The 21731-nt window shown below is 42.1% G+C and carries 19 protein-coding genes and 1 pseudogene; 11 read left to right on the top strand and 9 right to left on the bottom strand.

What is annotated here, in order from left to right:
* Together E0D70_RS13900 and E0D70_RS13895 are read right to left on the bottom strand one after the other, a co-directional pair.
* Positions 1-121: helix-turn-helix domain-containing protein (locus tag E0D70_RS13900; protein ID WP_165942912.1), on the bottom strand; the 121-nt coding region annotated here is incomplete at its 3' end.
* Between the two features lie 343 nt (positions 122-464).
* Entirely contained in the window at positions 465-1178 is a 714-nt protein-coding gene (locus E0D70_RS13895; RefSeq protein WP_133012891.1) for a FadR/GntR family transcriptional regulator, read from the bottom strand.
* 689 nt (positions 1179-1867) lie between these two features.
* Here E0D70_RS13895 and E0D70_RS13890 point away from each other — a divergent pair.
* The gene (locus E0D70_RS13890) at positions 1868-2746 is read left to right on the top strand and encodes an NAD(P)-dependent oxidoreductase (protein WP_133012890.1); all 879 of its coding nucleotides are present in this window, start codon (positions 1868-1870) and stop codon (positions 2744-2746) included.
* Between the two features lie 73 nt (positions 2747-2819).
* Here E0D70_RS13890 and E0D70_RS17510 read toward each other — a convergent pair.
* The 4 genes and pseudogenes from E0D70_RS17510 to ilvC form a co-directional block, all read right to left on the bottom strand.
* Positions 2820-3662: pseudogene (locus E0D70_RS17510) on the bottom strand (IS3 family transposase); the annotation flags it as partial.
* Complete coding sequence (locus E0D70_RS13880; protein WP_133012888.1) at positions 3662-4162, bottom strand: transposase; 501 nt, start codon at positions 4160-4162, stop codon at positions 3662-3664. The pseudogene E0D70_RS17510 and the gene E0D70_RS13880, both read right to left, overlap by 1 nt.
* Before the next feature lie 85 nt (positions 4163-4247).
* On the bottom strand, positions 4248-5735 hold the full coding sequence (gene modF / locus E0D70_RS13875; RefSeq protein WP_133012887.1) for a molybdate ABC transporter ATP-binding protein ModF: 1488 nt from the start codon (positions 5733-5735) through the stop codon (positions 4248-4250).
* 117 nt (positions 5736-5852) lie between these two features.
* Positions 5853-7325 (bottom strand): ketol-acid reductoisomerase, encoded by a 1473-nt coding sequence (gene ilvC, locus E0D70_RS13870; protein WP_133012886.1) that lies wholly within the window; start codon positions 7323-7325, stop codon positions 5853-5855.
* A gap of 213 nt (positions 7326-7538) precedes the next feature.
* On the opposite strand from ilvC, the gene ilvY reads away from it, so the two are divergent.
* From ilvY to E0D70_RS13845, 5 genes are all read left to right on the top strand, one after another.
* Positions 7539-8426 (top strand): HTH-type transcriptional activator IlvY, encoded by an 888-nt coding sequence (gene ilvY / locus E0D70_RS13865; protein ID WP_133012885.1) that lies wholly within the window; start codon positions 7539-7541, stop codon positions 8424-8426.
* 121 nt (positions 8427-8547) lie between these two features.
* Positions 8548-9546 carry an asparaginase gene (locus tag E0D70_RS13860; RefSeq protein WP_133012884.1) on the top strand — a complete coding sequence of 333 codons (999 nt, stop codon included), beginning with the start codon at positions 8548-8550 and terminating at the stop codon, positions 9544-9546.
* 57 nt (positions 9547-9603) lie between these two features.
* On the top strand, positions 9604-10695 hold the full coding sequence (locus tag E0D70_RS13855) for an amidohydrolase family protein (RefSeq protein WP_133012883.1): 1092 nt from the start codon (positions 9604-9606) through the stop codon (positions 10693-10695).
* A gap of 127 nt (positions 10696-10822) precedes the next feature.
* A complete protein-coding gene (locus E0D70_RS13850) occupies positions 10823-11803 on the top strand; it encodes a bile acid:sodium symporter family protein (RefSeq protein WP_207923275.1) in 981 nt (326 codons plus the stop codon).
* Positions 11804-11946: 143 nt separating this feature from the next.
* Positions 11947-13158 (top strand): sugar transporter, encoded by a 1212-nt coding sequence (locus E0D70_RS13845; protein WP_133012882.1) that lies wholly within the window; start codon positions 11947-11949, stop codon positions 13156-13158.
* A 121-nt stretch (positions 13159-13279) separates the two neighbouring features.
* Here E0D70_RS13845 and E0D70_RS13840 read toward each other — a convergent pair whose 3' ends face one another.
* Positions 13280-14485, bottom strand: coding sequence for a hypothetical protein (locus tag E0D70_RS13840; RefSeq protein WP_133012881.1), 1206 nt, complete (start codon positions 14483-14485; stop codon positions 13280-13282).
* Positions 14486-14844: 359 nt separating this feature from the next.
* On the opposite strand from E0D70_RS13840, the gene E0D70_RS13835 reads away from it, so the two are divergent.
* Positions 14845-16557, top strand: a complete 1713-nt coding sequence (locus E0D70_RS13835) for a thiamine pyrophosphate-dependent enzyme (protein ID WP_133012880.1) — start codon at positions 14845-14847, stop codon at positions 16555-16557.
* A gap of 83 nt (positions 16558-16640) precedes the next feature.
* Positions 16641-16922, top strand: a complete 282-nt coding sequence (locus E0D70_RS13830; protein WP_133012879.1) for a YrhK family protein — start codon at positions 16641-16643, stop codon at positions 16920-16922.
* A gap of 51 nt (positions 16923-16973) precedes the next feature.
* Here E0D70_RS13830 and E0D70_RS13825 read toward each other — a convergent pair whose 3' ends face one another.
* Together E0D70_RS13825 and E0D70_RS17810 are read right to left on the bottom strand one after the other, a co-directional pair.
* Positions 16974-18839 (bottom strand): cation:proton antiporter domain-containing protein, encoded by a 1866-nt coding sequence (locus E0D70_RS13825; RefSeq protein WP_133012878.1) that lies wholly within the window; start codon positions 18837-18839, stop codon positions 16974-16976.
* Between the two features lie 224 nt (positions 18840-19063).
* A complete protein-coding gene (locus tag E0D70_RS17810) occupies positions 19064-19465 on the bottom strand; it encodes a YebG family protein (protein ID WP_133012877.1) in 402 nt (133 codons plus the stop codon).
* A 129-nt stretch (positions 19466-19594) separates the two neighbouring features.
* On the opposite strand from E0D70_RS17810, the gene E0D70_RS13815 reads away from it, so the two are divergent.
* The 3 genes from E0D70_RS13815 to E0D70_RS13805 all read left to right on the top strand — a co-directional run bounded on the left by E0D70_RS13815 (position 19595) and on the right by E0D70_RS13805 (position 21653).
* Complete coding sequence (locus tag E0D70_RS13815; protein ID WP_133012876.1) at positions 19595-20461, top strand: mechanosensitive ion channel family protein; 867 nt, start codon at positions 19595-19597, stop codon at positions 20459-20461.
* Positions 20462-20489: 28 nt separating this feature from the next.
* A complete protein-coding gene (locus tag E0D70_RS13810; protein WP_133012875.1) occupies positions 20490-21080 on the top strand; it encodes a DUF1439 domain-containing protein in 591 nt (196 codons plus the stop codon).
* Between the two features lie 93 nt (positions 21081-21173).
* On the top strand, positions 21174-21653 hold the full coding sequence (locus E0D70_RS13805; RefSeq protein ID WP_133012874.1) for an FKBP-type peptidyl-prolyl cis-trans isomerase: 480 nt from the start codon (positions 21174-21176) through the stop codon (positions 21651-21653).
* The last annotated feature ends 78 nt before the right edge of the window (positions 21654-21731 follow it).

The raw sequence follows: 21731 nt of genomic DNA, 5'->3' as shown, positions 1-21731 counted from the left end.
CACGGTAAATCGTAGTTCTATGACAATTCAGGGTGAGTGCAATATTTGCCACTGATATTTCTTGCCCTAAAAGAGCGGAAATCTGGTATCTTTTGCCTTCGGTCAACTGCTGATAATTCATATTGGTACTGCTTTATCTGTGGTAAGAAGAAGTGTATCAACTTCAGCAGTTGGCTTCTTCTACACCTGATTTGCAGTGTCGCACTTATTATCTGAATTTAGGACTAAATGATTGCTAGTTAAATTTATGAAAATTAACGTATATATACGTTCATGCTCTTGATCAAAGATAGGAGGAAAATAAGAATTTTAAAACTCAGGATAAAGTTTCTAATGATAGGTATATTATTAACGTCTAATCTAGGGTTAGTGTAGTTTTTTATTTAACATAAAAAACCCACTATAAAATATAATGGGTTTTTATAAGTATTACTGCGGACTAAATAAGATGCTCTTTTTTTAAACTAGGCTTCTTCTGGGAGCCTATGTTTAGTGGATTGAAGGTGATCTTGTGAGGCTGATCGCGCTCTATCACTATCTCCAGCCATAATTGCTTCATAGATGTGTCTGTGTTCATCCAAGCAAACATCACCATTTTTAGAAGAATGTATTATAAACGTTTTAAACATCGTCGATAAAATATTTCCAAAAGGTAAATAGAAGTCATTATTGGTTGAATTGAAAATGAGCTGATGAAAGCTCAGGTCAACTTTTGTCCACGTTTCTTGATCAAAATTCTGTGTCACTTTGACCATTTTTTGAAAGATTTCCGAAAGCTCAATTCTTTGCTCTGCTGTGGCATGGACAGCAGCGAGTGCACAAGCTTCAGGTTCGACCGCTCTTCTTAAGCCTAGAAATTGTGAGCAAAACTCTTCGGGATCACTTAGGCCATCCATCCATTCAATTAATTGAGGATCTAGAAAATTCCAGCGATCTCTTGTTACTATTTTAGTACCAATTTTTGGTCTAGATTCAAGCAAGCCCTTGGAGGTAAGGAGTTTCATCGCTTCTCGAAGGGCTGTTCGGCTAACACCAAACTGCTCGCATAATGTCATTTCATTAGGAGCAATAGAGCCTTGCGGTAATTCCCCTGACAGAATGCGGCGCGCAATACTTCTAGCTACCTGAATGTGTAAACTTCTTGTGGAAGTTGAGATAAGTGCAAAATTATTGGCCATGGTGTCCTTAGTATCACAAGCAGATTGCTAATTTGAATTAGTCATTTTAAGTTTATTGGTACAATATTAGCATACCTTTTTATAAGGATGAATTAATTGTCCAACCATAATACATATGGAAGGTTATATCTAAGCATCAATCTAAAGAGTTCTGCGTTGGATTTTGAATCGAAAAACATTATTGGTGAGATACTCAACTAATAATGCCAGCCACTTAAGACAATAATCTATCTTCTGTGTCACCAACCCTCACCCTCATTTTTTAATTTTAAGCTATGTAAAAAGCGGGGATTGTTTTTTCTTATCTTGTGGCGAGGTAGCTGAAGATAGACGAAGTATCCCTCTATTTTGTTAAGAGTGCTTCTCCCTTCTAATATCTTTGACTGAACTATCAATTACGCTTATTTAATGTGCCTTTATGACTTAAAAATAACTATATGTAGTGTTACGAGTACTGATTGTATTTCAGATACTCGTTGGGAACGATTTTTATTTCCTTCCCGTTTATGCGTTAGATACAGGTCCCTGGACTTAATCAGAAGCCTCTATGTTGTAGTGAGCCGTGGCATTTTATCGTTAATTATTGGGGTATGGCTCAAATAATTGCGTAACGGTTAACAGTTGTATATTATTAAACGATAATTAAGCATATAATAATACAAATAAATTCAATTCAATAGGAGATACTCATGTCAAAACCAATCATTGGATTCATCGGGCTTGGCCTTATGGGCCGTAATATGGTCGAAAACTTACAAAATAAAGGTTTTGAGCCCATTGTAATGGATCTTAATAAAGAAGCCGTTGCTGCTGTTGTTCAGCGCGGTGCTATTGAGGCAACATCAGCGGCTGAGTTGGCTGCAGCCTGTGACATCATAATGCTTTGTCTGACAACATCCGCTGTTGTTGAGAAAGTGGTTTACGCTGATGATGGTATTTTAGCAGGTATTAAAGAAGGCGCTGTACTGATTGATTTTGGTACTTCTATTCCGGCTTCTACCCGTAAAATTGGTGCTGATCTTGCCAAGAAAGGCGCAGGAATGGTTGATGCTCCATTGGGTCGTACTCCAGCTCACGCTAAAGACGGCTTGCTGAACATTATGGCAGCAGGGGATCAGGCGACTTTTGACAAGGTAAAACCTATTCTTGATATGCAAGGAGAGAACATTTTTTATCTAGGTGCTCTTGGGGCTGGTCACACGACTAAGTTGATCAATAACTTCATGGGTATGACGACGGTTACTGCAATGTCTCAGGCGTTTGCTGTAGCAGATCAAGCTGGTGTTGATCGTCAGCAACTTTTTGACATTATGTCGACTGGCCCATCTAACTCTCCTTTTATGGGGTTCTGCAAAAAATATGCAGTGGATGGTGTGAGTGATTTAGGTTTCTCAATTGCGAATGCTAATAAAGATCTGGGCTATTTTCTTGAAATGGTTAAAGATTTGGGGACGCGCGCGCAAATTGCTGAAGGAACGTCTGCAAACCTACACGCAGCTGTAGACGCCGGTATGGGTAATGGTAATGTTCCAGAAATATTTGATTACTTTTTAACGCTAGAAAAGTAATTCACTAATACATTATTCTGAAAAATTAAAAAAGCCAACTCATTGAAGTGACCCCATAAAGTTGGACTCATTTCTAAGCGGTTACCAAGGCCTGTTTTCGATATTCAATCGGACTCAGGCCTTTTAGTTTCTGCTTAATTCGTTTGTTATTGTAATAATCGATGTATTCTTTGATTTTTTCAATAAGATCATCGGCATTTTTAAACACTTCATCATGGAACATTTCTGTCTTCAGTATACCGAAGAAGCTCTCAGCAACCGCATTATCTAGACAATTTCCTTTTCGTGACATACTTTGTGTTAACCCTTGTTCTCTAAGCTGCTTTTGATACTGCTTATTCTGATATTGCCAACCTTGATCTGAGTGAACAATGGGCTTTTCATGCTGGCTTAACTTATCTATCGCGCTCTTCAACATATCTGTGACTAAAGAGAGCTTCACCGACTGACGTACTTCGTAGCTCACTACTTCTCGGTTAAAAAGATCAATAATAGGAGACAGGTAAACCTTTTTATCCCCCACTTTAAATTCAGTGACGTCCGTTACCCATTTTTGGTTAGGCACATTTGCCATAAACTCTCTATTAACGAGGTTTGGCGCTATTCTTCCAACATGCCCTCTATAAGACCTATATCGCTTCGGTCTGACTTTTGATTTGAGTCCTAGCTCATTCATGAGACGCTGGACTCGCTTATCGTTAATGAGAGTACCTGCTGAACGTAACGCTAGCGTGATTCTGCGGTATCCATATCGACCTTTATGTTCATGGTAAAGGGCTTGTATTTGCGCCTTCAGTCCTGCATTAGGTTCATCAACTACCAGTCTTTTACGATGATAGTAATAAACACTTTTAGGTAACCCTATCGCCTTAAGTAAACAGGATAAATTAAACTCTGCCTTGAGCTCATTGACTACTAGAGTCTTTTCTTTGCTTTTTTCTTTTTTGCTTGAGCCAAGGCATCTAACTTTTTTAAAACGGCATTCTCCGCACGTAAATACTCTAACTCTTCCCTCAGCTCTTTTTCTGTCATTTGTTCTGAGGGTGTTGGCGTCGTCGAAGTGTTGTTCATGTTAGGCATGCCTTTTTTTCGTGAAGTGAGTCGTAGAGTACCTTCACGAGAATAAAGGGATCGCCATTGAAATAAAATACCTGGAGAAGATAAATCAAAGTACGCACAGCAGTAAGCAAGAGACCATTGATTTACTTGCATAGATTTTATTGCGTTTAGTTTGAACTGAGGTGAATAAGGGTGGCCATAATGACGAAAGCTCTCAACACCATGTATTTGAAAAACTAATGACCAGTAGCGAATCTGCCCTGATGACACTCCGAATTTACGACCTAGCTCCCTCGAGCTTTCATATTGAGCAAGTTTAGCTAATGTTAACTTAAACGTTCTGTTGTATTTGGACATAAAAAGACCCCCAGTAATTGGATAGTCCAACTATTGGGGGTCACTTCACATTGAGTTGGCTTTTGTGTTTCTGGAAGTTGTAAACCTAGCTGTTTTTCACCAATCCCAAGTAGTTCTCTATCCCTTTGATCTGATCTTCTGCGTGGTGGTTGACGTACAGTACGGTGGTTTCTTGGCCTTCACAGATTTTTTCTATCAACGCCAAAACTAGCTGACGGTTCATGTCGTCTAAGCCAAGGCAAGGTTCGTCTAGAATGAGCAGTGGCGGGTGCTTGACCATGGCGCGGGCGATGAGTAGTAATCGTTGGTCGCCGTAGGAGAGTTTGTTAAAAGGCTGGTTGGCGCGGTCTTTCATGCCAAGTAATTCGAGCCATTGATCGGCGATTGCTTTTTGCTTGTCGGATGATTTTGAGTACATGCCGATGCTGTCGAAAAAGCCAGAAATAATCACGTTACGGCAACTGGTGCTGACGCGATATTCCCATTGTAATGCGGTAGAAACATAGCCGATGAACTGCTTGATCTGCCAGATGCTTTCACCGTTGCCGCGTTGGAACCCGAAGACGAAAATGTCATTGGTGTAGCATTGAGGATGATCGCCCGTGATCAAGGACAAAACACAGGTTTTACCGCTGCCGTTAGGGCCGCTAAGCTGCCAGTGTTGGCCTTGTTCAATTGTCCAATCGAGCTTGTCGACTATCACGGTATCGCCGTATTTAATCGTTGCTTGTTTGAGCTTGACCAGAGGTTGGCTTGGGTCTAATTCGGGTAATTTGTTCGTTGGGTCGGCTTCTGGCACGCTGAGGTCGGTGGTTTTTATATGCAGCAGTTGGTATAACTCATGAAAGGCTTGCTCGTTATTTTTATCGACTGTGAGTGCGAGTTTGCCTGACTCGATCGCTGCCTTTTCAGAACGGTTTTTAGGCGTTTTTTTTGATTCTAGCGCGCTTTTATCCATGTAGGCTACATGGGTAATAAAGTCTGGCATTTCATCAAAACGGTTGAGCACTAGAACCATAGGAACCGTGTCAACAATGCTGATCAGGTGTTCTTGTAACATGGTCAATGTGGCGGCGTCTAAGCCATCAAACGGTTCATCTAAAATCAACAAGTTGGGTTTGCTGGATAGAGCGCGAATCAACATAACTTTGCGTGTTTCGCCGGTGGATAACTTGCGAAAGGCACGATTAAGCAGGGGCGTTAAGCCAAATTTTTCAACGAGTTCTTGTGCCAGTTTAGGGTCCTGACAGTTATCGAAAATCATTTCATGCACTGGTGTGCCAAGTGAAATAACGTCCATGATGTCGGCGTCGTCTTTCTTCAGTTCTTTGGCGATCAGCTCAGCTTGGGCTTCAAAAGAGACTAAGCCGACGTGACTCGGTAAGCCAGACACTTCACCACTCTCAATATCTCCAACACCAGCCAAAACAGCCGCTAAAGCCGATTTTCCAGAACCATTGGTGCCGGTGATGACCCAGTGTTGATTTTTTTCTATCGTCCAATCAATCTCGCTCAGAGCGAAGCGATCATCGAAGTTAACCGTTACCTTTTCTAAACGAATTGCGTTGTCCATAGAATGACGTCTCAAGTGTGGTGGTAATAATGTGACAAACAAAAAAGCTGAGACATTTTATAAAAATGTACTCAGCTTTTTGAGGCTTAATTTTTCGTACTAATCAAATAGTAGAAATTAAACGATTTTTTTCATGTCAGCCATGTGACCACGAAGTACAGTGCCGATTGCTTCCACTGGGTGAGAGCGAAGTGCTGCGTTTACTTCGATTAGGCGAGCGTTGTCTACGCCGTTGTCGTCTGTAGAAAGACCTTTACCGATTACGTCAGTTTTAATGTCTTTCATGAAATCCGCTAGCAATGGTAGGCAAGCGTGGTTGTATAGGTAACAACCGTATTCTGCCGTATCAGAGATAGTCGCGTTCATTTCGTAAAGTTTCTTACGAGCGATTGTGTTCGCGATTAGTGGAGTTTCGTGTAGTGACTCGTAGTAAGCAGACTCAGCAACGATACCAGCGGCAGTCATTGTTTCGAATGCCAATTCAACACCAGCTTTAACCATAGCCACCATCAAGATGCCATTGTCGAAGAATTCTTGTTCAGAAATTTCAACGTCGCCAGCAGGTGTTTTTTCGAAGTTAGTTTCTGCTGTTTCTGCACGCCAGCCTAGAAGGTTTTTGTCATCGTTCGCCCAATCTTCCATCATAGTTTGAGAGAAGTGACCACTGATGATGTCATCTTGGTGCTTGTTGTACAAAGGGCGCATGATAACTTTAAGTTCTTCAGAAAGGTCAAACGCTTTGATCTTAGCTGGGTTAGAAAGACGATCTAGCATGTTAGTCACGCCGCCGTATTTCAATGCTTCTGTTACTGTTTCCCAACCGTATTGAATTAGACGAGATGCGTAACCAGCGTCGATGCCTTCTTCAATCATTTTGTCGAAACAAAGGATAGAACCTGTTTGCAACATACCACAAAGGATAGTTTGCTCACCCATAAGGTCAGATTTTACTTCCGCGATGAAAGAAGACATTAGAACGCCAGCTTTATGACCGCCAGTACCAACCGCGTAAGCTTTTGCTAGCGCAAGACCTTCGCCTTTAGGATCGTTGTCTTCGTGAACAGCGATAAGCGTTGGAACACCAAAACCACGAACATATTCAGCGCGAACTTCAGAACCTGGGCACTTAGGTGCAACCATGATTACGGTAAGGTCTTCGCGGATCTGCATGCCTTCTTCTACGATGTTGAAGCCGTGAGAGTAAGATAAGCAAGCGCCTTGTTTCATAAGAGGCATAACCGTTTTCACAACTGGAGTGTGTTGCTTATCAGGCGTTAGGTTAAGAACCACGTCTGCAGTCGGGATAAGTTCTTCATAAGTGCCTACAACAAAACCGTTTTCAGTCGCATTTTTCCAAGACTGACGTTTTTCAGCAATCGCTGCTGCACGCAATGTGTAAGACACATCTAGACCGCTGTCGCGTAAGTTCAAACCTTGGTTAAGACCTTGAGCACCACAACCAATAACAACAATTTTTTTGCCTTTAAGTGCGTCGACGCCATCGTCGAACTCGCTCATAGACATAAAACGACATTTTGCTAATTGAGCCAATTGCTCGCGTAGCGGTAAAGTGTTGAAGTAGTTAGCCATGGTAAACACATCCTAATTATTATGATTAAAGTATCGACGATTAATACACGTCAATATGACTGTTTAAAGTCAAAAATGGGTTGCCTGTTTTGCTTGTGAGGTTCGCAAAACAATGTCAATAAAGCCACTCTATAGAAAAGCTAGCTTTTCGTAAATTGATATATTTGCAATATAACGTCCCATTTATTGCAAACATCAGATAAAATGACATTTATGAATATACGATCCTTAAAACACTTTCTTGCGTTAGCAGACACGCTCCACTTTGGCCGCGCTAGCGACGAGTGTCATATCAGCATTTCTGCGTTATCGCGCAACATTCGACAGCTAGAAAATGAAGTCGGTGTAAACCTGTTTAATCGTGACAATAGAACGGTCACGTTAACCATGGAGGGTAAAAAGTTTCTGAAATATGCCCGCGATACCAGTAACCAATGGAATATGATTCGTCATGAATTGACCGAAACACCAGACCAACTACGTGGGGAAATTAGCCTATATGGCTCGGTGACGGCCAGTTACAGTTTTCTGTTCGAGTTGTTGAGTCGGTTCCGTCTTGCTCACCCCGGTATTGAAATCAAACTCAGAACCGGCGATCCAGAGCACGCAATTGCTCATATATTGGATGGCTCGGAAGATATCACCATCGCCGCTAGGCCAAGTAAGTTGCCTCGTGGCGTGGCGTTTAAGCCCATTGCTATTTCGCCGTTACTCTTTATTGCCCCAATAGAGCAGCTCGTACCCAATGTGCCAACAACATCGCCACAAGACCCAAAAGAGTGGGCGAACATTCCGATGATATTGTCTGAAAGTGGCGTCTCCCGTCATCGGGTGGATGATTGGTTTGCACAGCATGCTATTTCGCCACGCATTTATGCACAAGTAACAGGGAATGAGGCCATCGTTAGTATGGTGAGCTTAGGCTTTGGTATTGGCGTGGTACCCAAAATCGTACTAGACAATAGTCCATTGGCAGATCGTATTCAGGTACTCGATGTGCAACCAGAATTAGAACCTTATGACATTGGCTTGATTACCCTGAAAAAGAATCTGAAAAACCCCATGGTCGAAGCCTTTTGGAACCTAATAGAAAGTAAATAGTTTTCATGGATGTGGTGGTTTCATCTTGGTTAAACGCTGCTAAAGGCTCTGTTTTCACTTGTAGTAAACGCCCGTTCCTTTTAGTCTGTTGGCCACGTTATTTTCAGACAAGGAGTTTAGAATGCAGCACGATTCTCTTTCCGTTCAAGTGACCCGCGGCGGTATTGTTGAAAGCGAACACAGTATTAAGGCGGTTATTGTGTCGAGTACTGGCGACTTGGTGGAATCTTGGGGCGACGTGGCGTCGCTGGTTTACCCTCGTAGCGCGATAAAAGCCATGCAAGCGTTGGCGTTTATTGAAATGAATGGCGCGGAACTGTTTGATTTTAGCGCTGAAGAAATCGCTATTTGCTGTGCGTCGCATAGTGGTGAGCCAAAACATGTGGCGACAGTGCAAAGCATGCTAGATAAGTTAGCCTTGTCTGAACACGATTTTGAATGTGGTTGTCATTGGCCGATGCGCGCTGAGACAAGTTACGAGCTGGCGGGCGAAGGCAAAACACCGAACCAATTACACAATAACTGCTCAGGAAAGCATGCTGGTATGCTTGGCTTGGCTAAGCTCCTTGATACTTCACATCATGGTTACATAGAGATCGATCACCCAGTACAACAAAAAATTTCCGCGACCATGGCTGAGATGTGTGAGTACGATTATACCAATACACCTTGGTCGCCAGATGGTTGTTCTGCGCCGACATGGGCCATGCCTCTGACGAACCTTGCGCTGGCTTTTGCTAAATTTTCGAGCCCTGACGAATTATCCCCTTCGCGACAAAAAGCCTGTAAAACTTTATACGATGCCGTCGTCAAACACCCTTTTATGGTGGCAGGTACCGAGCGTTACTGCACCGATATGATGACGACGTTACAACAGCGTGTGTTTTTGAAACTGGGTGCAGAAGGCGTGTATGTTGCTGCGATTCCTGAGTTGAAACTTGGCATTGCGTTAAAATGTGACGATGGTGCCATTCGAGCGGCAGAATCCGCCATGACCGCCTTATTAGATCATGTGGGTATTACGTCTTTTGTGCCTGACGCTGAGATGAGCCATTATCGTTCAGTAACGTTAAAAAACTGGCAAAAACGCATTACAGGTTCGATCAGCTGCGATTTGTAAGTAATACTCAGTGAAATTTACGGTCTTTAATAGTCTTATTTACTAGGAAATATTGTGATGCGGCGTTGTCTTTATTTTGTTTTACAGGCGTTTTTTTTGACGGGATGCGCCTCTTCTAATGGTGACGTTATAGATCGTTCGCTTGACTCATTTCGTGGTGAATCTGCCTGTTATAACAGAGCAACTGAGCCTTATACCGCGGTTGTCGATTCACACTTACATTATCGGCCGTTTGATGGAAAGGCGATTCCGTTTCAGACAATGAATGACTATTTGTTACGAACCAGCGTGCGTTTTGTCAATGTGTATGGGATTGGACAGATGCTGCCTGCCAATTCTACTTGTTCAGATTATTCTAAGTGTCCTGGTGTTCCTGTTTCGCCAACCATTCGGAATGACTTTGTTAATGCTGCAAACATGGTCGAATTCAAAACGAATAAGCTGCATCTGACCTTGTCGATGACCTTTACGGATTTGTCTAATCCTGGTCCAACGATCGAGATAATGAAGCTTTATGACAAAGAATACCCCGGCTTATTTCACTGGATGGGCGAAGTGAACCTTATTAAACAAGCACAATTGCACAATCAGCATAAGGCCGCGACATTTGAAAATATTGAGCATTGGTCAGACTTTATGGCGGAGTTGAGGAAACGCCATTTCCCCCTCACGATCCATGCTGACATAGGAAATGACTCGTCGCCGACCTTGTATTTACCATTGATGGAGAAGGTATTGGCGTTGTATCCAGATAACAAGATTGTTTGGGCGCATTTAGGATTGTCTCAGGAAGAAATTAAGATGAAGGCATCTGACCACATTGCGATTTTGACGCGTTTGCTCGATAAATATCCGAATCTGATGATGGATATCTCATGGCGAATTTTGGATGATTACTACTTTAGTAAACCTAATAATCAAGCTAAATATGTGGCGTTTTTAAATAAATATTCGACACGTATTTTGCCAGGATCTGATTTTGTCGCTTTTCGAGACAATACTTTCGAGGTCTATCAAAGTGAGCTAAACGCCACTGGGCGTATAAATCAGTATCTTAATGATGAAGCTTTTCGAAATATTGCTTTGGGTGAAAATTATTTTAAATTATTAGGGCTTGATTATCAGGCTCCACAGATTTGTACACATTAATTAGGCCGTTTTTCTTCTTGTTGTTGAAGTCTAGGGTTTAGCGCACATTTCTGCGTCACAAGGGATGCTTAAAGCCGGAGAATAAACGCGATGTTAGCCACTATGTAAAATATGGAATGAGACTGTTTTGTTGAGCTTGGTAAAAAAAGAATGGTTTTTGGTGGGAATGCTCGTCGCTATAGGTTTGGCGGTGCTGTTCCCCATGGCAGGCGCCAGTCATGGGCCATTACATCTTGATCAAGTTACGCAGTGGGGGATTGCGTTTGTCTTCTTGTTACATGGCGTGAGCCTTTCTCCGAGAGACGTTCGTAAAGGCCTGAGTAGTTGGCGGCTACATCTATTTATTCAGTCGGCGACTTTTGTTATTTATCCGCTTATTTGGGTGTTGCTAGGTCATTGGTTTGAGCAACTCTTGCCGCAAGCATTGGCGTTTGGTTTTTGTTTCTTATTGATTTTACCCAGCACGATTTCTTCTTCTGTTGCTATGACGGCGATTGCTGGCGGTAATGTGCCCGGTGCTATTTTTAATGCCTCGTTATCGAGTGTGTTAGGGATTTTTCTGACCCCGCTGTTTGTGCAGCTTTTTATGAGTGTCACCGGTGAGCATATTGATATTGGCCGTACGGTTGGTCATATTGCCGTTTTATTGCTATTACCAATGGTTGTAGGGCAGTTAATACGGCCATTCATTGGTGAATGGTTGGCCCAATATAAAACGATTACGAGTAAATTAGATAAACTCGTCATTTTACTGATTGTTTATAATGCGTTTTGTGATTCTGTGGTACGTGGTATTTGGCATGATTTTGACTTAGTGACCTTGTTCACTGTGATTGTTTTATGCCTGTTAATTTTATTGTTTATGATCGGCTTATTGATAGTGCTGGCAAAGTTTCTGGGCTTTGAGCTGGCGGATCAATCGGCAGGGTTATTCTGTGGCACAAAGAAAACGCTCGCGGCAGGTATACCAATGGCGAAAGCCATCTTTGGTGCCAGTCCTATGCTAGGTATGTTGTTATTGCCCATTATGATTTATCATCCTCTTCAGATATTTATTTGCGCTGTATTGGCAAATAAATTGGCCGCGAAAAATAAAAATACCCTCTAATAAAAATCGGCTCGATTAGAAAAATAGTCGATTAAACGTTACTGCTCTACATTGACTGAAACATTCATATTTTAGACTTCTGTTTTTGTGTAAAAAGCAGACAATATATTCTTTAAATATCTCTTACTATTTTGCAGGTCAAAATGAACTTGGATTCTCCTATGGTTGATCAAGTATCGACTAAAACTCAATATTTTCGCGTGATTATGCTGGGTGTTGCCGCGTTTATTGTTAACACCACAGAGTTTGTCCCTGTTGGTTTGTTGTCGTCTATTGCTAAAGACTTTCAGATTTCACCGGCACACGCAGGCTGGATGCTGACGGTTTATGCTTGGATAGTGGCTTTAATGTCTCTGCCGCTGATGTTGATTACTGGCAAAGTGAATCGTAAAACCTTGTTGCTTTGTAGTTTTATACTCTTTGTAGTTAGTCATATTTTATCGGTTGTGGCTTGGAGTTTTGACGTTCTAGTAATGAGTCGTATCGGAATTGCCCTTGCTCATGCTGTGTTCTGGTCGATTACGGCCTCGATTGCTATTCGTGTTGCGCCATGGGGTAAGAAAAACTTTGCGTTAAGTGTATTGGCGACAGGCACAGGTTTGGCCATGGTGCTCGGTGTGCCGATCGGTCGTTTAATCGGAGAATCTTTAGGGTGGCGAACAACGTTTGCCGTGATTGGCGTTATCTCTTTAGTGATTACCATTGTGTTATCGCGTTTGTTGCCAAGTTTACCAAGCTTGTTTTCGGGCACGCTTAGTAAAGTGTCAGAATTGATAAAAAATCCTATTTTGATCTTCTTGTATTTATTTATCTTTTTGATTTTTACCGCGCATTACACCGCTTATAGCTATATTGAGCCTTTCTTAAAAGAAGTTGGACATAGCAGTGCTGGGTTTACGACGCTCATTTTATTGTTATTTGGTGGTGCTGGTATTTTAGGCAGTATTTTATTTAGCTATTTTGGAGAGCGGGCGAATTCTCAATTATTGGTAGGCAGTACTTTAGTGGTCGCTTTATCAACCGGTGGTTTGTATTTTGCTGCCCATGATGAGTTCTCTATGGTGTTGTTGGCTATCTTTTGGGGAGCTGCTCTTATGATGGTGACATTGTCTGCACAAGTACGTGTCTTCAACGTGGATACCAATGCCTCAGACATTATTATGTCTTTATTCTCAGGCATTATTAATTTAGGCATTGGGGCTGGTGCGCTGATAGGTAATCAAGTTATTCAACGCGTTGATATTCAAAGTGTCGGCGGTGCGGGAACGGTATTTGGGATCGTTGCTTTGGCGGTCATTGTCTATACTTTACGCCGCGTGGTTACTCGTCCTTATACCGAGTTGCCGCGCTCTTAATAATGATGGTTTGCTGCTCAGCATTCAACGCAATTACTCAAAGAATCACTAACCAAGGAAAGCCGTAATAAAATAATGTATTACGGCTTTTTTTGTGATTTACCTCCCGTCTTGAAACAACTTATTCCGCAGGCAAACCTAATAAAAACACCAATAAACAGATTATTGAAATGACGCTATAGAAGGCTATTTTTTGCGTACGTCTTGTCACATCTTGAGTTTGGTAGGCGACAATAGCGGCGGTTGCAGACTGCAAAGTATAGAACAATGCAAAAGCGCGTGAAGCATAAGCAATAATCGCGTTGACGTCGGTTGCCCATGTGAGAAAAATTGTCACAATAAGAACCAGTAAGTAAGCATAGCGGATAGGAATTTTTTGTTGAGCGATGTCTTCTACCAAACCACCTGCACCCGAGGTGTCCGCAACAGACGCAGAAAATTGACTACCAATAGCAGCAATTGATATTAATATTGGAAGGAGTATTGCGACAGGCGCAACCATGCTTGTTATGGCAGTCACATCCGCGCCCATGCCTTGACGGAATAATACCGTCATTAGGCTTAAGAAAATAATGTAAATCCCTGCAGAAATCCATTGGGCGAGACGCATGGTGCTAATGCGTAATTCAGCTGGATGTTCACTTTGTAGGTAACGAGATGTTTCAAAGCCTTGTACGACAATCAGTAAGCCTAAAAGTACGCGTAAGTCATGCAAATCTATCGTCGAATCTAACTCGGGTAAGTGCCAACTTCCTGAGGAAATTAACTTAATGTTATACACGGCTAAAGCAAATAAAAGACCCGCAATCATGCCAAGATTAAGGCTCACTGCGTAGCTTTCAATTTTTTCTAATTGGCTTAATCCACGCCACATTCCAACTCCTCCGATGAAGAGCAGAATAATCGTGGTAATCACGTTGGACCAGAGTTCGCTTTCATAGCCAAATGCTTTTAGTAAGAAGGCTGATAATAGCTGTAAATAATAGGTAACCGAGATGAAATAGGCGCCTGCTAAGACAATACGAGAAACGAAAGAAACCGTTTGTGCTGGTCCTCTTTGGTGTTCGATAGGTTCAAAGTGGCGAATATTAAAGCGAATAGCACTGCCAACAGAATAAGACAGCAGTAACAAAATCCCCATGCAGAATACCGCAAAATAACCGACTGAATCAGCAAGTAATGGTGCGACGACGAGGAAGCCGCTGCCCATAATAGAGGCCAGTGGAGTGACTGTCGCTCTCCAACCTTCGATGCGTGCGAGTCTGGGTGAAAAAGCTAAATAAAGAAAAACGCATAATGCGATAGTAACAATTGAAAAATTCAACATCCGTGGTAATTCCTGTCCACTATTATCGTAACAAAACAAAGAGTTATAACGATTAAAAGTACAATTAAAAGGGCTTGTTAGTGTGTTTTTGATTCGCGCTGTATCTTACGCCAATACGTTAACGCTATGTAGACTTAATGCATCGCAGAGTTAAGCTTAAATCTGCGTATTGTTTATAGAAAAAGGAGTCACTCTTTATCACAGAGTAAGAAATAGAGAGTAGGGCAGGAAATAGAGTGTTTTTTGTTCAGTGTGTAAACTGTTTGCAGATAGGGAGGAATCCCTTCGAATTTACTGATTAAGTCATCTAGATCTAGCATGCTGTTGAGGGTCTTTTTATCACCCTTGGGAGTTAGAAAATGAGCAAAACAGTCGCAAAAATCATAGTTGATACGCTCAGTGAAGCGGGCGCAAAACGTTGTTATGGCATTGTTGGCGATACCATAAACCACCTGACGAATGAGATCCGAGGCTCAGAAATAGACTGGGTGCATGTTCGACATGAGGAGGTCGGGGCTTTCGCGGCAGGTGGTGAGTCTTATATGACCGGCCAGCTTTCTTTATGTGCAGGAACGTGTGGTCCAGGCAGCTTACACTTTATTAATGGTATTTTTGAAAGTCATCGAAACGGCGCACCGGTGGTGATGATTGCGTCTAATGTTGATCGTCGTGAAGAAGGGCTAAACTTCCCTCAAGAAGTCGATCAAAAATCACTGTATGAACAGTGCTCTGTTTTTTGTGAACGAATCTCTCATCCAGATCAGGCGCGTCGGATTACCGTACAAGCTGCTCAGTCTGCACTTTCAAAAAACGGCGTGGCGGTCATTATTGTGAATGGCGATATGTTCCAAGAAACCGTGCATGATGATGCGCCTTGGCGCGTTCATTTAGCGCAGCCTACAGTGCGCCCCAATGATTCCGAAATAGCCGAATTGGCTACCATGGTGAATGCTGCGAAACGAGTGACTTTATATGCAGGCATTGGCGCTAAAGGGGCTAGAGATGAATTGGTTGAATTATCTAATGTACTGAAAGCGCCTATTGTACATAGCTCTCGCTCAAAGGAATTTATTGAACCGAATAATCCCAATCAAGTCGGTATGACAGGGGTGCTGGGGAATCGAGCAGGTATGGAAGCGGTAGCAGACTGTGACTTGCTACTTTGCCTTGGGAGCGACTTTGCGTACACCCAATTTTATCCAGAAAAAGCGAAGATAGTACAAGTAGATAGTGACGCGAGTCATTTAGGTAAGCGTAGTCCAATTGATTTAGGCTTAGTCGGAGACGTTAGAGATACGGTCAATGCGTTGTTACCCAAATTATCGCTTAAATCTGATCAAGCGCATCTGACAAAGGCGCTTGATCAGTGGAAAAAAGACAAAGAAGACTATGTGTCAGAAGCGAAATCGGGGAATGCATTATTGCATCCTCAAACAGTGGCCCATACGTTGGATAAACTTGCCGATGATGATGCCGCGTTTACAGCCGATGGTGGCTCGCCAATGGTGTGGTTATTACGCCATTTAACGGCAACAGGTAAGCGCAGTTTTTTAACGAGTTTGTTACACGGCACCATGGCGAATGCCTATCCACAAGCGTTAGGTATCGCTAAAGCCTACCCAAACCGACAAGTGATTGCTATGTGTGGCGACGGTGGCATGAGCATGTTGATGGGGGATTTACTGACGTTAGTGCAAGAGAATATCCCTGTAAAACTGCTTATTTTTAATAATGAGTCTCTTGGTTTTGTAGAAATGGAACAAAGGGTAGAAGGTTTGTTAGACTCTTTTACCGATTTGAAGAATCCAGACTTTGCGAACGTTGCACGTTCACTTGGTTTAGAAGGCTGGCGGGTCGACAGCGTAGACCAGCTTGAAGATGCCATGAAGCAATGGTTAGCGACAGACAAACCTGCTATTTTGGATGTTAAAGTGAGTCGTATGGAGTTGGTTATGCCACCAAAAATAGAGGCAAATCAAGTGGCTTCTACGGCGATGTTCGGTTTAAAAGCGGTTCTTAATGGTCGTACTGATGAAGTTGTGTCTTTACTGAGGGATAACTTTTTGCGTTAATATTTTTACGTTAATAAACATTATGCGGTGATACTAAGGTCTGGTCTTTAGCGTCACTGCATAAAATAAAGGGAAAAGGTTTAATGCTTCAAAAGGATAAGGACATATTAGAGTTCGACTTAGATCAAGATCACATTATTATCCAAAGGCGCTACGAAGCCCTTGGTGCTTTAAATGATTTTCTGATTGCTGTGTGGTTTTTGGTAGGCAGTTTCTTTTTTCTCAAAGAAGCCTTGGTGGTTGATGGTACTTGGTTATTTATTTTGGGCAGCGGACAATTGTTGATAAAACCGATTATTAAATTAATAAGCTTAATACATGTTAAGCATGTATATAAAGCCACGCTTAAGCAACAAGCCTCCTAAACTCTCCGCTTCTTTAGAAGCAAGAGAGTCTATTGTTTTGTGATTCAATCTTTATTTAGTGTCTCGATAAGACTGCATCTGAGTTTTCAAATCTGGATCTGAGGCCTCCAAAAAGGCTTTTACTTTTGCGATATAGTTGCTGTTTTCATCCGCCGGAATGCCAATTTCATGGGCATCGGCCACGGCAACCATCGCATCTTGGTCGTGCTTTCTGTATAGATCGACCATTTTCTCTGCGCTGTCTTGGGAAACCCCTAGTGCTTCAAACGCAGACCGCCCCATTCGTAAGCTACTGTCGTGAACTTCACGAACAATATCGCGACAACCGTAGGACCACAAATCATAAACATGGTGACGATCTTGTGCCCGCGATATGACGTGCAAGTGAGGAAAGTGCTCCATAACGTATTTTACTAACTTGGATATTTGTTCTGGATCGTCAATGGCAACGACGAGTAATTTCGCGTCTTCTATTCCCGCCGCGAGCAATAATTCAGGTCGAGTGACATCGCCAAAATAGTTGTTTACGCCAAAACGCTGCAGTGTTCTTAGTTGCTTTGTACTGTAGTCAATAACGGTGGTTTCGTACCCTGCAAGGCTTAGCATTCGGTCAATTAGACTGCCCATACGGCCAGAACCCGCAATGATGATTTTTTTATCATTAGGCATGCCAACACCTTGAGGTTGGTCATCTTTGTCTTTCAAATAACGTGGGGCTAAATAGCGATCATAAAGGATAAAGAGGATTGGGGTGAGTAGCATAGATAGTGCAACAACAAGCAAGAGTTGATCTGCTAGCGCTTTAGGAATAACGCCATTAGCGACTGTAAATGACAGTAGAACAAAGCCGAATTCCCCCGCTTGAGCCAATCCTAATGCAAACAGCCATTTGTCTGCCCCACGTATATTAAACGAGACTCCCAAGAGTAATAACGCGAGCATTTTTAATACAATAACGCCGAGCGTCATGGCTATTATTGTCGTGAAATGACTGGCTAATAGACTGAAGTTAATGCCCGCACCCACAGTCATGAAGAACAAGCCCAGTAACAACCCTTTAAAGGGAGCAATGTCACTTTCTAGCTCATGTCGGTAGGGTGAATTTGCTAATACAACGCCAGCTAAGAAGGTGCCAAGTGCAGGAGATAGCCCCACAACAGACATTAATAATGTGGTGCCAATAACAAACATTAATGCAGTAGCAGTAAAGAGTTCACGCAGTTGAGCAGATGCAATAAAACGGAAAACAGGACTGGATAAATAGCTGCCGCCCAAGACGACGGTGATAATCGCACCAATAGTCACCAGCGTTACTTGCCATGTAGAAAGACCTTCTAGTAGATTCCAACTGCCACCGTGGGTCGATGCTTGGCTAACGGTATGATTCAGCGCGTTGAGCAACTCTGGCGTGGCTAATAAAGGGATAAACGCTAACATCGGAATAACAATGATGTCTTGAGCGAGCAGGACAGAAAAAGAGGATTGGCCACCATCTGAGCGTAGCAGGCCTTTTTCACCAAGGGTTTGTAGGACAATAGCAGTAGAAGAAAGCGCAAGAACTAGACCGACGGCTAGGCTAATTCGCCATGACTGATTTAACAACATGGAGGTGCCCATAATAAGGAGTGCTGTCAGCACTACTTGGCCGCCGCCTAGGCCAAGAAGGCGGGTTTTCATAGCCCATAGTTTTTTAGGGTTTAGCTCTAGTCCGACTAAAAACAGCATCAAAACCACGCCTAGTTCGCCAAAATTTTGCACCGAAGCGAGATCGACATTTAACACAGAAAGAATAGGGCTGATGATAATGCCCGCTAATAAATAACCGAGCACAGAGCCTAGTCCCAGCCTAGCAGCAATGGGCACAGAAACAATTCCAGCAACAAGGAAAATAAATGTCAGTAGTAAGGCATCAATCATGTAGGGCTGTTCCTAAAGAACTTTAATATGAAGGGTAATAATAAAAGGTTTATACACTTTTATCTTGTCTGTGTTAGCTGTTTTTGTATTTTTATAGATAAATAGTGCGGACTGGGAGTGGGTCCGTGAAGGGATGAAAGCGTCTTATTAGATTTTGTAATAGCTTGTGAATCAAAACACCGCTTAAGTGCGATGTTTTGATTCCATTAACCGCGTCTTATTGCTTAGGCGGCATCACTTTCAATATAGCTTTCGGTATCCTCAAAAGAGTCCGAGTTTTCGTCTTCGTCGTAAAGAGCATCTTCATCTGGTTCAATCACAAGGTCTTCTAATGGCAGCGTAGTATTGCCGTTCGCTTGCGTCTTTTTAGACTTTGTTTTGCTTTTTGGTGTGACTTTTCGTTTTGCTCCTAAGGCTTCTAAAAGCGTTTCTTTGTTTTCTGCTAGATACATAGACAACGCTTCTTTTTGAGCATGATCCCCTGCTAACTCACTGCTATCAAGCACTTCATAGAGAGCATCGGCTGTGTCGAGTAGCTTGTCATAGGCATCGGCTTCTGTTTTGGAAGTAAATGTCATTTTTTCAATTCCATCACGTTCTACAACGTATTTAATAACTACAGGCATGATCCACCTTCCTGAAAAATAATACTGTACGAATATACAGTATTATTTTTCACTCTGTCTAGTGCTTTTAGTTGGTGATTAATAAAATGATTGATAAAGTGGCGCTCTTAATGAAGGAACCTTATTGTTATGTCATTCGAATTTTCTCAGCTTAATTTTTCAGATTTGGATTTCTCGGTGGTGAGAAATCATCTCGAAATATTTTTGACAATCCTCTGGATTTTACTGTCTTACATTATTAGACGTTACACCAAACGTGCTATTCGTCTGCATGCGACTTTAGAGCATGACAAAAAGCGTCAGCGGATTAATTCAATAGACAATATTTTTAATCTTCTTTTAGTGGTTGGCTTTATTCTTATTTGGTCTTCTGAGCTGCAAAATATTGCTATTTCTATTGCTGCGTTCATGGTGGCTTTGGTCTTAGCAACAAAAGAATTTATCTCTTGTATTGTGGGGGCATTTTATCGTGCGAGCACTAGGCCTTATCAGGTTGGAGACTGGATACGAGTAGCCAATTGTGAAGGAGAAGTAACGGACAGTGATTGGCTTTCTACGACGCTTTTTGACGTGGATTTAAAAGGTGGGAGTTATGGCTATACCGGTCGAACGACTGTTATTCCGAATAGTATTTTATTGACACATACGGTTCAGAATTTGAATTATATGCGTCGTTATGTCACTCATAACTTTTCAATTTCCAGACTAACTGATGACGTGAATTTGTTTGAAATTAAAGGCCAAATACTGGATAAAATACGTGAATACAGCGAGCATTTTCATGAAGTGGCAATTCGTTATAACAGCCTCATTGAAAAACGTTTAGACATTAAAATATCTGGCCCAGAACCAAGAGTTCGAATTACCACTTCGCCTGAAGGTTACAACGTTTTTACGGTGTCACTGTTTTGTCCTACAGAAGAAGCGATGGTGATTGAGCAAAAAGTGACGGAAGACTTTATGAATTTTTGGTACGAAAAACGGGCGCAGCAGTGATTAGACTGCATTCTTTTAGGAGAAATACATGAAAATTCGTCGAGCAATAGCGGTCACTGTTTTATTGATATCAACGCTGACTCTTGCAGGTTGTGATGGTTTAAGCGTAAGCGAGACCGAATTAAATCAAGCGGTTGCGAAACAATTAGAGCAACCTAAGTCCAATCATATTCAATTGACACTTGAAAGTGGTAACACGTTAGATATGAACCTATTGGTGAAATCTGCCCATATTGATTTAACGGATCGAGACGGTGGTTTGGCGCTGGTGGATATGAAGACTGAATTACAGGGGACGTTGAGCGCTTTTGGGCAGTCTTTTTCGTTTAGTACTAAGGTGAATCCATCGTTTGAGTCAGGTGTCCGATTAGAAGAAAATCGAGTGTATTTAGTGGCGCCAAAAATCACTAAAATTGCCGTAGAAGGTTCAAGCTTTAACGATAAAATACTGCGCTCGACATTGGGGTCTTTACATGATGACTTTGAGAAAAAGTTAGCGCAATATTTTGATACGCACCCCGTTTATGTGCTAAACCATTCAACAAGAGAAAAGGCAACGGCTTCTATGATTAAGGGAATATCAATCAAAGAAGACGCAATAGAGTTCGCCATTTTCTAGGGACACTCTATAATGTCGCGCAAAATGTGCGATTGCACTGATCAATTAAATAACTGAGCTACATTGCTGAGCTAAATTAACAGAGGAAATACCATGTCCATTGCTGACAACCAAGTCGTTCAATTTAACTACACACTTCGTCACGGCGAAGAATTGATCGAAACTTCCGCGGGCAAAGACCCTATTTCTTATTTACACGGCCATGGCAATGTTATTCCTGGACTTGAAAAAGCCATGGAAGGAAAAGAAGTAGGTGCAGAATTTGAAGTGACTGTACCAAGCGCAGACGCTTATGGTGACCGTCATGAAGATCGAACACAAGAAGTGCCAGTGAAGCATCTCCAAGGTGGTAAACGCTGGAAACCTGGCATGATCGCGATGATTCAAACAGAGCAAGGCATGCGTCAGGTGACAATTATCAAATCTGGTCTAAAGCGTGCGATAGTAGATCTAAACCATCCTCTATCCGGTAAAGATTTAACGTTTAATATTGAAATTGTAGAGGCTCGTGAAGCAACAGATGATGAAATTGCTCATGGTCATGCGCACGGTGTCGGTGGTCATCACCACTAAGTAATATTATTGCTTAATAAGCCTCTGTTGCCTTTGGTAGCAGGGGCTTTTTTTGTTTTTAGAGGACAGCAATCGTGT

Source organism: Marinomonas flavescens, from assembly GCF_004352835.1.
Taxonomy (GTDB): Bacteria; Pseudomonadota; Gammaproteobacteria; order Pseudomonadales; family Marinomonadaceae; genus Marinomonas; species Marinomonas flavescens.
This window is presented reverse-complemented; position numbering and strand designations above follow the sequence as displayed.

Bases quoted from the DNA above. Each gene is read 5' to 3' on its own strand.
- E0D70_RS13895 (WP_133012891.1), bottom strand. From the start codon at position 1,178: ATGGCCAATAATTTTGCACTTATCTCAACTTCCACAAGAAGTTTACAC.
- E0D70_RS13890 (WP_133012890.1), top strand. From the start codon at position 1,868: ATGTCAAAACCAATCATTGGATTCATCGGGCTTGGCCTTATGGGCCGT.
- E0D70_RS13880 (WP_133012888.1), bottom strand. From the start codon at position 4,162: ATGTCCAAATACAACAGAACGTTTAAGTTAACATTAGCTAAACTTGCT.
- modF (WP_133012887.1), bottom strand. From the start codon at position 5,735: ATGGACAACGCAATTCGTTTAGAAAAGGTAACGGTTAACTTCGATGAT.
- ilvC (WP_133012886.1), bottom strand. From the start codon at position 7,325: ATGGCTAACTACTTCAACACTTTACCGCTACGCGAGCAATTGGCTCAA.
- ilvY (WP_133012885.1), top strand. From the start codon at position 7,539: ATGAATATACGATCCTTAAAACACTTTCTTGCGTTAGCAGACACGCTC.
- E0D70_RS13860 (WP_133012884.1), top strand. From the start codon at position 8,548: ATGCAGCACGATTCTCTTTCCGTTCAAGTGACCCGCGGCGGTATTGTT.
- E0D70_RS13855 (WP_133012883.1), top strand. From the start codon at position 9,604: ATGCGGCGTTGTCTTTATTTTGTTTTACAGGCGTTTTTTTTGACGGGA.
- E0D70_RS13845 (WP_133012882.1), top strand. From the start codon at position 11,947: ATGAACTTGGATTCTCCTATGGTTGATCAAGTATCGACTAAAACTCAA.
- E0D70_RS13840 (WP_133012881.1), bottom strand. From the start codon at position 14,485: ATGTTGAATTTTTCAATTGTTACTATCGCATTATGCGTTTTTCTTTAT.
- E0D70_RS13835 (WP_133012880.1), top strand. From the start codon at position 14,845: ATGAGCAAAACAGTCGCAAAAATCATAGTTGATACGCTCAGTGAAGCG.
- E0D70_RS13830 (WP_133012879.1), top strand. From the start codon at position 16,641: ATGCTTCAAAAGGATAAGGACATATTAGAGTTCGACTTAGATCAAGAT.
- E0D70_RS13825 (WP_133012878.1), bottom strand. From the start codon at position 18,839: ATGATTGATGCCTTACTACTGACATTTATTTTCCTTGTTGCTGGAATT.
- E0D70_RS17810 (WP_133012877.1), bottom strand. From the start codon at position 19,465: ATGCCTGTAGTTATTAAATACGTTGTAGAACGTGATGGAATTGAAAAA.
- E0D70_RS13815 (WP_133012876.1), top strand. From the start codon at position 19,595: ATGTCATTCGAATTTTCTCAGCTTAATTTTTCAGATTTGGATTTCTCG.
- E0D70_RS13810 (WP_133012875.1), top strand. From the start codon at position 20,490: ATGAAAATTCGTCGAGCAATAGCGGTCACTGTTTTATTGATATCAACG.
- E0D70_RS13805 (WP_133012874.1), top strand. From the start codon at position 21,174: ATGTCCATTGCTGACAACCAAGTCGTTCAATTTAACTACACACTTCGT.